Here is a 12,651-nt window from a genome sequence, read left to right as displayed (position 1 = left end):
AGCCGCGTGCGGCCGGGCGGGGTCAGACGGCCCGCGTCAGATGTGTTCGCCGTCGGCGGCCAGGCGCCGGTCGAGGTTGTTGAAGAAGACCAGCATCATCAGGTCAAACGCTTTGCTGGCTTCCTCGGGTTGGTTGTTCACGACGAAATCGAACTGGAGCCCGTAGAAGGCTGCCGTGAACAGGCGGGCGTCCGTGTCCGCAAATTCCTCCCGGATGCCCTGGAGCATCAGCCAGTCCCGGGCCTTGTGATGGAGCATCCTGAAATGTTCCTGCGCTGTTCCCCGGGGTGATTCCGCCACAATGTCCTGCGCTGTCGCCTCGAACTCGAGCCTGGCCAGGTGGCGGTTGCGCTGCGCCATGGTCCAGCGCCAGGACTCCAGCAGGAACGCCCGCCAGGCTTCCCGGTCAATGTCCCGCACGTCCGTGGCCCGGATGCTGTCGAGCCGGGATTCGATGGTGCGGATGATTTCGTTGACCAGCTCCTCGCGGTGGCCGAAGTGGTACACGAGCACATAGCTGCTGACCCCCAGCCCCTCGGCCAGGCCACGGAAGGTGAGCTCCGCGAGGGTCTTGTCCATGAGGTAGTCAAGAATGGCGGCCAACAGCTCTGCCTTGCGTTCAGGTCGTGCAGGGCGGGCCATAAATCCATCATAGGGAGCGCGGGCGGAGCGCGCCTGCCGTAACCGATCCGGCGGTCAAACGCCGGGGTCGCCGGAGCCGTGCCGACTCGCTGGAACTTCCAGCGAATTCACACGTCTCCGGCGACCTCGGTGTATCAGTACCGGCGGCCGGCCGTCAGGAGCGGTTGACCGGGGCCTCGTTCTCCGCGGCGGCGGCATTGGCATCAGCGGGTGCCGCAGCCTTGGCCCTGGCGGCGCCCTTGTCTCCGGGGCCGTTGACAGAAGCTTTGGCTTCGGCGAACTTCTCGTTCAGCCGGGAGTGCCGCTGTCCGTAGGAGAAGTAGATGGCCACGCCGATCACGAGCCAGATGGCGAAGAAGATCCAGGTCTCCACTGCCAGGTTGGTCATGAGGTAGAGGCACAGGACGGCCGAGATGATCGGGAGCACCTTGCCGAACGGCACCCGGAACGCCGGCTTCAGGTCGGGGCGCTTCTTCCGCAGCACAAGGACGCCGATGCTCACCGTCACGAACGCGGACAGCGTGCCGATGTTGATCATTTCTTCCAGCAGGTCCACGTTGGTGAGTCCGGCGACAACCGCCACGGCAGCACCGCAGATGATCTGCAGGCGGACCGGCGTCGCGCGGATGGTGCTGGTCTTGGACAGCGAGCGCGGCAGCAGTCCGTCGCGGCTCATGGCCAGCACCACGCGGGAGAGGCCCATCAGCAGCACCATGATCACGGTGGTCAGGCCCACGAGGGACCCGAAGGCGATGATCTTGGCGGCGTCGGTGTTGCCCACGGCCTCGAATGCCGTGGTGAGGGTCGGGTTCTCGGCCTCGGCAAGCTGGGTGTAGGACACCATGCCGGTCAGGGCCAGGGACACCAGGATGTAGAGGACAGTGACGACGGCGAGGCCGCCAAAGATGCCGCGGGGCAGCGTCTTCTGCGGGTCCTTGACTTCCTCGGCCGAGGTGGCGACGACGTCGAAGCCGATGAAGGCGAAGAAGACCAGGGCGGCTCCCGCGAAGATGCCCAGCGTGCCGTACTGCGCCGGGGCAGCCCCGGTGAGGAAGGCGAAAAAGGACTGCTTCATGACGTCGGCGGCACCGGTCCCGCCGGTGGGCTCGGAGGCCGGAACGAACGGAGTGTAGTTTTCGAACTTCACGTAGGTGAAGCCCACCACGATCACAAAGAGGACAACGCCGATCTTGATCAGGGTGAAGATGTTGCCGACACGGGCGGACAGCTTCGTCCCCAGCACCAACAGCACGGTGAACACGGCGACGATCAGGAACGCGCCCCAGTACAGGTCCACACCGCCGAGGGAGATCGACGGAGGGATGTCCACGCCCATCAGCGCAAACACCTTGCTGAGGTAGATGCCCCAGTACTTGGCGATCACAGCACCGGCGGTGAACAGCTCGAGGATGAGGTTCCAGCCGATGATCCAGGCCAGCAGCTCGCCCATTGTCGCGTAGGTGAAGACGTAAGCGGAGCCGGCTACCGGAATGGCGGTGGCGAACTCGGCGTAGCACATGATCGCCAGCGCACACGTGACAGCGGCAATGGCGAAGGAGAGGGTCACGGCCGGGCCGGCGAAGTTTGCTGCAGCCTTGGCGCCGACCGAGAAGATGCCGGCGCCGACGGCAACGGCGACACCCATGATCATCAGGTCCCAGGAGCTGAGCGAGCGCTTCAGCTTGCGTCCGGGTTCATCGGCGTCCGACATGGACTGCTCGATCGATTTGGTCCGGAAAACGTTCATAGGAAAGTCCACAATCTCGATAACTTGTTGGAAACAGACCTATCTATCGTAGTGTCCATCCACTGGACGGCCAGATTTGTCCCACATCGTGAGACGAAAAGACGGGCCGGGCAGGTTTCCCCGCCCGGCCCGTCCGCGCCATTGCAGCGCCGCTCCCGCGCCGCTCCCGCGTCGGTTCAGCGCGTTCCAACGTCCGCTCAGACCGGCCAATCCATCAGCGTGGACCGGATCAGGAACCGTTTGCCCTCAGGTGCTTCCACCGAGAACCCGCTCCCCCTGCCCGGGACCACGTCCACGGTCAGGTGGGTGTGGCTCCAGTAGTTGAATTGTTCCTTCGACATCCAGAAGTCGATCGGCTGCGGCTGCAGGCCGTCGGAAATGTCGAACAGGCCCAGCTGCACGTCCGAGTCCCCGGTGATGAACTCCCCTGCCGGATAACACATTGGCGAGGAACCGTCGCAGCACCCGCCGGACTGATGGAACATCAGCGGTCCGTGCTGGAGCCAGAGCTTGCGCAGCAGTTCCACCGCTTCCGGGGTGAGCGCCACCCGCGAGAAGTCTTCGCCGGGGCGGGTGACTGCAGCATGGAGCTTTGCGTCAGGCATCAGAATCCTTCCTTCATCAGTACTTGATGACCACGCGGCCGTCGATCTTGGCATGTTTCATTTCGTCGAGGACGGCATTCACTTCGGAGAGTTCCCGGGTGGAGACCGTCGGATGGATCTTGCCCTGAGCGTAGAATTCCAAGGCTTCTTCCAGGTCCTGCCGGGTTCCGACAATGGAGCCCCGGACCGTCAGGCCCTTGAGCACAATCTCAAAGATCGGCGCCGGGAAGTCACCCGGCGGCAGGCCGTTGAACACAATCGTTCCGCCGCGGCGGGCCATCCCGATCGCCTGGCCAAATGCTGACGGGTGCACAGCCGTGACGAGGACTCCATGGCAACCTCCGGTTTCGCGCTGGATGACTTCGGCGGGATCCTCGTGCAGGGCATTGACGGTCAGTTCCGCACCGTGCTTCTTTGCCAGGGCGAGCTTGTCATCGGCAATGTCCACTGCGGCAACACGAAGGCCCATGGCCACGGCGTACTGGACAGCAATATGGCCGAGTCCGCCAATTCCCGAGATGGTGACCCACTGGCCGGGCCGGGCCTCGGTCATCTTGAGGCCCTTGTAGACGGTCACCCCGGCGCAGAGCACCGGCGCCACCTCCACGGGGTCCGAACCGGCCGGGATTCTGGCCGCGAAGCGCGTGTCCACCAGCATGTACTCCCCAAAGGAGCCGTCAACGCTGTAGCCGGCATTTTGCTGCGCCTCGCACAGGGTTTCCCAGCCGGTGCGGCAGTACTGGCAATCGCCGCAGGCGGACCAGAGCCAGGCGTTGCCGACGAGGTCCCCGACGGCCAGGTCCGTCACGCCTTCACCGAGGGCAACCACTTCACCGACCCCTTCGTGTCCGGGGATAAACGGCGGGGTCGGCTTGACCGGCCAATCGCCTTCCGCGGCGTGGAGGTCGGTGTGGCAGACGCCGGTGGTCAGTACTTTGACAAGCGCCTCTCCCCGGCCCGGCACTGGAACGGGGAGGGTCTGGATCTGCAGGTCCTTGCCGAATTCGGTTACTACTGCGGCTTGCATCGTCGTCGTCGTCGTTGTCGTCGTCATAGCGAAATCCTTGCGTCATCAAGCGTGGGTGCAGCTAAAGGCGTGTGCAGTGGGCCGTGTCCTTCCGCGTCGGTGCACAAGTGGTGCGGGCGGGGCGGATCCATCGTGATCCGCCCCGCCCGGGTTTTGTTGCGGCTTAGAAGAAGCCGAGCTTGTTCTCGTTGTAGCTGACCAGGAGGTTCTTGGTCTGCTGGTAGTGGTCCAGCATCATCGAGTGGTTCTCGCGGCCGATGCCTGAGGACTTGTAGCCGCCGAACGCAGCGCCCGCCGGGTAGGCGTGGTAGTTGTTGACCCAAACGCGCCCGGCCTGGATCTCCCGCCCGGCACGGTAGGCGACGTTGCCGTTGCGGGACCAGACGCCGGCGCCGAGGCCGTAGAGGGTGTCATTGGCGATGCCCATGGCGTCGTTGTAGTCGCTGAAGCGGGTTACGGACACCACCGGACCGAAGATTTCCTCCTGGAAGATCCGCATCTTGTTGTGGCCTTCGAAGATGGTCGGCTGGACGTAGTAGCCGCCGGCCAGGTCTCCGGGCATTTCGGCCCGGCCGCCGCCGGTGAGCACCTTGGCGCCCTCCTGCTTTCCGATGTCGATGTAGGACAGGATCTTTTCCAGCTGGTCGTTGGAGGCCTGGGCGCCGAGCTGGGTTTCGGTGTCCAGCGGGTTGCCCTGGATGATTTTCTCCACCCGGGCCACGGCGTCGGCCATGAAGGAATCGTAGATGTCTTCCTGGACCAAGGCGCGGGACGGGCAGGTGCAGACTTCACCCTGGTTGAAGGCGAAGAGGGTGAAGCCTTCCTGGGCCTTGTCGTAGAACGCGTCGTTGGTGTCGGCAACGTCGTTGAAGAAGATATTGGGGCTCTTGCCGCCCAGTTCCAGGGTGACCGGGATCAGGTTCTGGCTGGCGTACTGGCTGATCAGCCGGCCGGTGGAGGTTTCGCCGGTGAAGGCGATCTTGCGGATCCGGGGGCTGGAGGCAAGCGGCTTGCCGGCCTCGACGCCGAAGCCGTTGACCACGTTGAGGACGCCGGCCGGAAGCAGGTCGCCGATGAGCTCCATCAGCACCATGATCGAGGACGGGGTCTGCTCGGCCGGCTTCAGGACGACGGCGTTGCCGGCGGCGAGGGCCGGGGCGAGCTTCCAGACGGCCATCAGGATCGGGAAGTTCCAGGGGATGATCTGGCCGACGACGCCGAGCGGCTCATGGTAGTGGTAGGCGGTGGTGTCGTCGTCGAGCTGGGACAGCCGGCCCTCCTGGGCGCGGACGGCGGAGGCGAAGTAGCGGAAGTGGTCGGCGGCGAGGGGGATGTCCGCGTTGAGGGTCTCGCGGATCGGCTTGCCGTTGTCCCAGGATTCGGCGACGGCGAGCATCTCGAGGTTCTCGTCGATCCGGTCGGCGATCTTGTTCAGGATCGCGGCGCGCTCGGCGACGGAGGTCTTGCCCCAGGAGGGTGCAACCTTGTGGGCGGCGTCGAGGGCCAGCTCGATGTCCTCGGCGGTGCCGCGGGCGACCTCGCAGAATACCTTGCCGGTGACGGGGGTGATGTTCTCGAAGTACTGGCCCTTGACCGGGGCAACCCACTCGCCGCCGATCCAGTTCTCGTAGCGGTCCTTGAAAGTGACCTTCGAACCCTCGGTACCCGGCTGTGCGTAGACAGTCATTGCAGCTCCTTTGCTGTTCACGATTGAGGCGGCCAGATATCGGCGCCGCCGTTGCGTTCAGCCTAGGAGCAAGGGGGTTGCAGTCAGGTTGCAATGAAAGTGACCCGGGTCACCTGCCCGGGAGCGGTATCGGGTCAGGCGCTGAGTTCGGTCTCGAGCCGTTCCAGATCAGCGACCACCGCGGCGCGTTTCGGCGAGCGCGGCGGCAGGAGCTTCAGTGCTGCGACCCGGATCTCGACGTCGTCCCTCGCCTCGGGAAGCTCGGCGTACCTCAGGAGCGACTCGGCGCTGCCGTCCGTCAACACAGCTTCCCGGAGCAGGGAGGAGACCCGGTTCCGCAGTTCGACGATGCCAGGGGCTTCGGAGCGGGGCAGGACCGCGCCCCGGTAGATCTCCAGGGCGATCCGGTGGGCGCCGCGCTGCAGGCAGTTCAGGACCTGTCCGGAGTCCGGCACCAGGTCCAGTGGCAGCCGGTAGGGACGGGACTCCGGAACTGCACCCGGATTCAGCTGCTGGAGCACCTTGCGCAGGCGCACCATCTCGGCCCGCAGTGTCATGGTGGAAGCGTCCCCCGGGTACAGAAAGTTGCAGAGTTCCTCGGCGTTGAGGCCTTCCGGGTGCGTGCTGAGAAGGGTCAGGATCTCGCTGTGCCGGGCGGAAAGCGCCACAGTGCGCCCGTCGATGCTGAGCAGCGCCTGGTCCCGGCCGAGGAGCTGGAGGCTATTGCGGTACAGGCTGGTGGCGGCCGGCGCGTTCGGCGCAGCCGAATTACGACGCCGGGCCGGCGACGTCTGGCGCGCGGCGGCGAGCTGCAGCCGCTCCACGCGGAGGTGGGCCTGGGCCGCGGCCACGGTGGCTTCGACCAGTGAGAGGGTGTGCGGGGCCACGGCGGACTCGGTGCCGGTGATGTCCACCACCCCCAGGAGGGCGCCGGAATCCGGATCGTGGAAAGGAACGGCAGTGCAGCTCCACGGGTGGACGGAGCGCTTGTAATGTTCCGCGCCGGAGATCTGGATGCCCCGGCCCAGGGCAAGTGCGGTGCCGGGGGCGCTGGTGCCCACGGTGGCTTCGGACCAGTCGGCTCCGGGAACGAACATCATGCCTTCAGCCCGGCGCTGCATGGCGGCGTCGCCTTCGACCCAGAGGAGCCGGCCCACCTCATCCCCCACGGCCACGAGCATCCCGCTGTCGTGGCTGGGCAGGACCAGCAGCTTGTGGATGACCGGCATGATGGCGGCCAGCGGATGCTGCCGCCGGTATTCTTCGAGTTCTTCGCGGTCCATCGCCAGCGGGGCCTCGGGGTTGTCAGGGTTCGCCTGCAACTGCGCCGACCTCCGCCAGGACTCCTGGATGAGGCTGCTCAGACCCGGCAGCTGCAAGTCCTCCGGCAGCCCCAGCCCCCGTGAGTCCAGCTGTTCATGCCCGGCATTGGCGAAGTGCTGGCGCAACTGCGCGCTGACCCCGTTCTCCGGCTGGAGCGGGCCAGCCGGACGGACCAAATTCCTCATTGAACTCCCACGTCAAGCGCGACGGCATGCCGGAGGCAACCATGTCCAGTCGAGTCTACGGGGCGTTCCGGGCCCCCGCCAGAGCGGCGGCGACAGGAGGGCTAGCCGCGGGAGATCTGCACCATGTCCTCGCGGGGAACCACCTTGACGCGTTCCCGCACGATGCCGTTGGCGTCCGGGGAAGCGGACCACTCCGCGCCGAGGGCGAGTTCGCGGGCGTCGAGTTTGTTCCACCCCTCCCACGTGGTGTATTCGATCCCGCGCTCGTCCAGGAGGTCGAGGATCGCCTGCGGATCCGGGTTCTGCGCCGGCGGAAGGCTGAGCCGGTCCTCGAGCAGGAAGCCGATGGTCTCCAGCGCGTCGCCTTTGGTGTGGCCGATCAGGCCTACGGGCCCGCGCTTGATCCAGCCCGTTGTATAGATGCCCGGGACGGGATTGCCGTCGGCGTCGAGCACACGCCCGCCCTCGTTGGGGATCACGCCGCGGCGGGCGTCGTATTCCAGTTCGTCCAGCGGCGAGCCGTGGTAGCCGATGGCCCGGTAGACGGCCTGGACCGGGTAGTCGAGGAACTCCCCCGTGCCCTTGACGTTGCCGGTGCCGTCCAGCTGCATGCGCTCGAACTTGATGCCGGTGACTTTTCCCGGGTGGTCGGCGTCGTCGTGTATTTCAACGGGGCTGTGCAGGAAGTGCAGGTGCAGCCGGCGGGACGACGGTTCCTCGGCCTCGGCGTGCTCCTCGACGAGCCAGTTCGTCAGGGTGTTGACCATGGTGCGGATCTGGTTGTTGCTGCGGATGGCCTCGTCGGAGGCATCGTCGAATTCGAAGTCCTCCGGATAGAGGACGATGTCGACGTCGCGTGCGTGGGAAAGCTCGCGCAGTTCCAGCGGGGTGAACTTCACCTGCGCCGGGCCGCGGCGGCCGAATACGTGCACGTCCGTGACCGGGGAGTTCTTGAGCGCCTGATAAACGTTGTCCGGGATTTCCGTCACCAGCAGCTCATCGGCGTGCTTGACCAGCATCCGGGCGACGTCGAGGGCCACGTTGCCGTTGCCGATCACCGCGATCTCCTTCGCGTCCAGCGGCCAGTCACGCGGCACGTCGGGGTGCCCGTCGTACCAGGAGACGAAGTCGGCCCCGCCAAAGGACCCTTGGAGCCCGACGCCGGGGATGTCCAGCTCCGCATCTTTGATGGCGCCCGTGGAGAAGATCACGGCGTCGTAGAAGGACCGGAAATCGTGCAGGGTCAGGTCGCGGCCGTAGGTGACGTTGCCCAGGAACCGGATGTCGCCGCGGTCCAGGACTTTGTGCAGCGCGTTGACGATCCCCTTGATCCGCGGGTGGTCCGGGGCGACACCGTACCGGATCAGGCCGTACGGGGCCGGGTACGCCTCGAAGAGGTCGATGCTGACCTCGAAGTCGCCGTCCTTGACTTCATTGGACTTCGTCAGGATGTCCGCGGCGTAGACGCCGGCCGGTCCGGCGCCGACAATCGCAACGCGGAGCGGACGTTTGGACGTTCTGTTAGGCGAACTTTCAGGCGAAGTTTTGGCCGAGTTGGACACCGGGAGCCCTTCTGAGTCTTAGCGGCTGCGCCGGATCAAGCAGCGCACAATCCCCCTATTCTAAATGTCCGCACCCCGGTGCGGGCGCCCTGGTGCCTGACGTCGCAGGGATCTGCGCCCCGACGCCCGGAACATCGGGTCCAAAGGCAGGAATAGGCGCCCCGCGGGTGGTGTTATGGATCTTGTGCCTACCCCCGACGGATCCCACTCCCCAGCCGCACTGACCTCTCCGGGCGCTGCTGCCCCCGGCGCAAACGCGGCGAAGCGTCCGCCGGCCGCGCTCAAGGCAGTGGACACGGATACGACGGCGGGAATCATCTTCGGGATCGGCGCTTACGGCCTGTGGGGGCTCATGCCCCTCTACTTCTTCCTGCTGCAACCCGCAGGAGCTGTCGAAATTGTGGCCAACCGGGTGCTCTGGTCGTTGCTGTTCTGCGTGCTGCTGATCACCATCACCCGCTCCTGGCGGGTCCTGGGAGCAGCCTTCCGCAACCGCACAGTCATCTTCCCGCTGGCCATCGCCGCGGGCCTGATCGCGGTGAACTGGCTGACGTATGTCTACGGCGTGACCACCGGACAGGCCGTGGAGGCGTCACTGGGCTACTTCATCAACCCGCTCGTCTCGGTCCTGCTGGGTGTGGTGGTGCTGAAGGAGAAACTGCGGCCGCTGCAGTGGGCCGCCGTCGGCATCGGCTTCATTGCCGTGGGCGTCCTGACCGTTTCCTACGGCAAACTGCCGTGGATTGCCTTGACCCTGGCACTGAGCTTTGGTCTGTACGGCTTCGTCAAAAAGCGTGTCGGCCCGCGGGCTGACGCGATCACCAGCCTCACGGTAGAGACGATCGTGCTGGCGCCGGTGGCGGCCGCCGCCATGACCATGCTGGCGCTCAGCGGATCCGCGACGCTGGCCGCCTACGGCGCCGCGCACTTCTGGCTCCTCGCGGCGTCGGGGATCATCACCGCCGTGCCGTTGCTGTTCTTCGGCGCCTCGGCCCGGCGTCTGCCGATGACGACAATCGGCCTCTTGCAGTACTTCGCCCCCGTGCTGCAGTTCATCGTGGCGCTGGCCGTGTTCCATGAGCCCATGACGACGGACCGCTGGATCGGCTTCGGCGTCGTCTGGCTCGCGCTGCTGATCCTGACCGTGGACATGCTGCTCGCTACCCGGAGGAACTCCGTGACCCGCAGGCTGGCCCGCTCCGCCGCCCGAGCCTGACCCAGGCGGCGGAACGGCCTGACGCCGTCAGTCCTCGGGGCTGGTGTCGAACCGTTCGTAGTCGCGCGGGACCACAATCATCGGCACCGGCAGGGCAAGGAGCACCTTGTTGGCCGTTCTGCCGATGAACAGTTTGTTTTTCTCCGCCAGGCGGGACGAACCCACGATCATGATCTCGCCGTCGTCCCATTCGAGGTCGTCGATGGCTTCCTCGATGGTGCGCCCATGGGCGACTTCCACCGTGACCTGGTGGCCTTCCGGCAGCCGGTGTGCGGCCGCCGTAAGGACGGTGTTGGCGTGGACGTGCGCAGCGTTGATGTTTTCGCCGCTGTCCCCTTCGGCGTCAAGTTCCACCAGCGAGACCAGCCGCAGCGGGACACCGTGGCGCTCGGCGGCTTCAACCGCGACGTCGATCGCCGCCTCCGCGCCGGTGCGCTGGCCTACCGCGAGGGTCAGCCGGGTGATCGGCTCCGTGTGGCGGTAACCGCGGGGTGCCAGCGCCACCGGAACGGGCGAGGCATGCAGGAGGGCGTTGGCCGCGCTTCCGATGGTATAGCGCTTGAACAGCCCGGCGCTGGCTGCGCCCACGACGATCAGGCCGGCCTTGTATTCCACGGCGGCATCGATGAGGCCGGCGGCGTGTGAGTCGGCCTGGCGGACATGGAACCTGGCCTCGAGGTCCTTCGGGACGAGGGCCAGGCCCTCCCGTTCCGCGCTGAGCACCTTCTGCTCCGCGGCGCTGACACGGCTTCCCTCCGGGTTCATCGCGACATAGGGCGTGCGCCGGTCCACGACGTAAACCAAGTCAAGGTGCGCCCCCTGGGCGCGGGCCAGAGCAGACGCCAGCGCAACGGCGTCGGCGCCGCGTTCGCTGGGGGTATAGCCAACTACGTATCGCATGTATGAACCCCTTATGGGTCTGTGGCAGAAGCCAGCTTTGCTCCGGGGGTTCCGGGCGACGTCGGCCGGTCTGCGTTCCTGCAGTGGTAGGAACGACTCTAGCCCAGCGGGACCCGGATGTGGCGGGAACCGGCGGGCGGAAACGGCGCAAAACAAAACAGTCCGGGGGCTTAACGCAGCAGAGCCACGGACCTGTGTCCGCGGCTCTGCTGCTGTGGCCGGATTCCGGGTGGCCGAACTGCTTATGCGTGCGCCTTGATGGCCGAGGCCAGGACCTGGAGGCCGTCCAGCAGCAGTTCGTCGCTGATGACCAGCGGCGGCAGGAGCCGGATGACGTTGCCGTAGGTGCCGCAGGTGAGGATGATGACGCCCTCCTTGAGGCAGGCCGCGGCAACAGCCTTGGTCAGCTCCGGGTTCGGTTCCTTCGACCCGGCCTGGACCAGCTCGATCGCCAGCATGGCACCACGGCCGCGGATGTCGCCGATCACGGACCGGTCGGCAAGCTCCGTGGCCAGGTCCCGCAGCTTGCCGAGGGCCAGCTCCTCGATGTGCTTGGCGCGGGCGTTGAGGCCGTACTGCTCCATCGAGCCGATGGACGCCAGGGCCGCGGCGCACGCCACGGGGTTGCCGCCGTAGGTGCCGCCGAGGCCGCCCGGGTGGACGGCGTCGAGCAGGTCGGCGCGGCCGGTGATGGCGGAAAGCGGCATGCCGCCGGCGATGCCCTTGGCCATGGTGATGATGTCCGGGACGACGCCCTCGTGGTTCACGGCGAACCATTCGCCGGTGCGGCAGAAACCGGACTGGACCTCATCGGCGATGAAGACGATGCCCTTGTCCTTGGCCCACGCGGCCAGTGCCGGCAGGAATCCCTCGGCGGGGACAATAAAGCCGCCTTCGCCCTGGATGGGTTCGATGATGATCGCGGCAACCTGCTCGCCGCCGATCTGCTTCTCGATCATGGTGATGGCGCGCTTGGCAGCCTCCGCACCGGTGATCTCCGGGTTTTCCTCGCGGTAGGGGTAGCTCATCGGCATGCGGTAGACCTCGGGCGCGAACGGGCCGAAATTGGTCTTGTACGGCATGGCCTTGGCGGTCAGCGCCATGGTCAGGTTGGTGCGGCCGTGGTACGCGTGGTCGAAGGCGACGACGGCGTCCCGGCCGGTGGCGAGGCGGGCCACCTTGACGGCGTTCTCGACGGCTTCGGCGCCGGAGTTGAACAGCACGGTGCGCTTCTCGTGGTCGCCCGGGGTGAGCCGGTTCAGCTGCTCGGCGACGGCGACGTAGCCCTCGTAGGGCGTGACCATAAAGCACGTGTGCGTGAAGTGCTCTACGGCTTCCTTGACGGCGCCGACGACGGCCGGGTCGGAGGCGCCGACGCTGGTCACGGCAATGCCGGAGCCGAGGTCGATGAAGGAGTTGCCGTCGACGTCGTGGATGATGCCGCCGTCGGCGTCGGCGACGAAGACGGGGACGCTGGACGCGACGCCGGCGGCGACGACGGCCTTGCGGCGCTCGGTCAGGGCCACGGACTTGGGGCCGGGGAAATCGGCCTGGACGCGGCGCTTCTGCTCAAGACGGTACGTGATGTCATGGGCGGTGGTGGTCATGGGAGAGCCTTCCTTTACTGAATGGGGCGACGCCGGCGGGGTTCCCTGGCCGAAGCGGAGCGAGGTTGGGGCGCCGGCGGGGATCAGGCGACAGCGTTATGCGTCTGTAGTTATGCGACAGCGTTATGCATCTGTGGTTATGCGACAGCG

General features: G+C 66.2%; 10 protein-coding genes. 1 reads left to right on the top strand and 9 read right to left on the bottom strand.

Annotation, left to right across the window (positions count from 1 at the left end):
- Positions 1 to 36 precede the first annotated feature (36 nt).
- The 7 genes from ASE96_RS01360 to ASE96_RS01330 form a co-directional block, all read right to left on the bottom strand.
- The gene (locus tag ASE96_RS01360; protein WP_056424928.1) at positions 37 to 642 is read right to left on the bottom strand and encodes a TetR/AcrR family transcriptional regulator; all 606 of its coding nucleotides are present in this window, start codon (positions 640 to 642) and stop codon (positions 37 to 39) included.
- Between the two features lie 154 nt (positions 643 to 796).
- A complete protein-coding gene (locus tag ASE96_RS01355; protein WP_056424926.1) occupies positions 797 to 2,389 on the bottom strand; it encodes an amino acid permease in 1,593 nt (530 codons plus the stop codon).
- A 197-nt stretch (positions 2,390 to 2,586) separates the two neighbouring features.
- Positions 2,587 to 2,994, bottom strand: a complete 408-nt coding sequence (locus tag ASE96_RS01350) for a DUF779 domain-containing protein (protein WP_056424923.1) — start codon at positions 2,992 to 2,994, stop codon at positions 2,587 to 2,589.
- A gap of 16 nt (positions 2,995 to 3,010) precedes the next feature.
- Positions 3,011 to 4,021, bottom strand: a complete 1,011-nt coding sequence (gene adhP / locus ASE96_RS01345) for an alcohol dehydrogenase AdhP (RefSeq protein WP_056424920.1) — start codon at positions 4,019 to 4,021, stop codon at positions 3,011 to 3,013.
- Positions 4,022 to 4,184: 163 nt separating this feature from the next.
- Complete coding sequence (gene exaC, locus ASE96_RS01340; protein ID WP_056424918.1) at positions 4,185 to 5,708, bottom strand: acetaldehyde dehydrogenase ExaC; 1,524 nt, start codon at positions 5,706 to 5,708, stop codon at positions 4,185 to 4,187.
- Between the two features lie 134 nt (positions 5,709 to 5,842).
- Positions 5,843 to 7,216, bottom strand: a complete 1,374-nt coding sequence (locus tag ASE96_RS01335; RefSeq protein WP_056424915.1) for a GAF domain-containing protein — start codon at positions 7,214 to 7,216, stop codon at positions 5,843 to 5,845.
- Between the two features lie 101 nt (positions 7,217 to 7,317).
- The gene (locus ASE96_RS01330) at positions 7,318 to 8,778 is read right to left on the bottom strand and encodes an FAD-dependent oxidoreductase (protein ID WP_056424911.1); all 1,461 of its coding nucleotides are present in this window, start codon (positions 8,776 to 8,778) and stop codon (positions 7,318 to 7,320) included.
- A 175-nt stretch (positions 8,779 to 8,953) separates the two neighbouring features.
- Here ASE96_RS01330 and rarD point away from each other — a divergent pair, with 175 nt between their 5' ends.
- Positions 8,954 to 9,994 carry an EamA family transporter RarD gene (gene rarD / locus ASE96_RS01325; RefSeq protein ID WP_056424908.1) on the top strand — a complete coding sequence of 347 codons (1,041 nt, stop codon included), beginning with the start codon at positions 8,954 to 8,956 and terminating at the stop codon, positions 9,992 to 9,994.
- A 27-nt stretch (positions 9,995 to 10,021) separates the two neighbouring features.
- Here rarD and ASE96_RS01320 read toward each other — a convergent pair whose 3' ends face one another.
- Together ASE96_RS01320 and gabT are read right to left on the bottom strand one after the other, a co-directional pair.
- The gene (locus tag ASE96_RS01320) at positions 10,022 to 10,894 is read right to left on the bottom strand and encodes a universal stress protein (protein ID WP_056424905.1); all 873 of its coding nucleotides are present in this window, start codon (positions 10,892 to 10,894) and stop codon (positions 10,022 to 10,024) included.
- A gap of 242 nt (positions 10,895 to 11,136) precedes the next feature.
- Positions 11,137 to 12,501, bottom strand: a complete 1,365-nt coding sequence (gene gabT, locus ASE96_RS01315; RefSeq protein ID WP_056424902.1) for a 4-aminobutyrate--2-oxoglutarate transaminase — start codon at positions 12,499 to 12,501, stop codon at positions 11,137 to 11,139.
- Positions 12,502 to 12,651 lie beyond the last annotated feature (150 nt).

Origin of the sequence: Arthrobacter sp. Leaf69 (assembly GCF_001422645.1) — a bacterium.
In the GTDB taxonomy this organism is placed as follows: domain Bacteria; phylum Actinomycetota; class Actinomycetes; order Actinomycetales; family Micrococcaceae; genus Arthrobacter.
The sequence above is the reverse complement of the archived record's forward strand: the minus strand, read 5'-3'. Positions and strand labels throughout refer to the sequence as shown.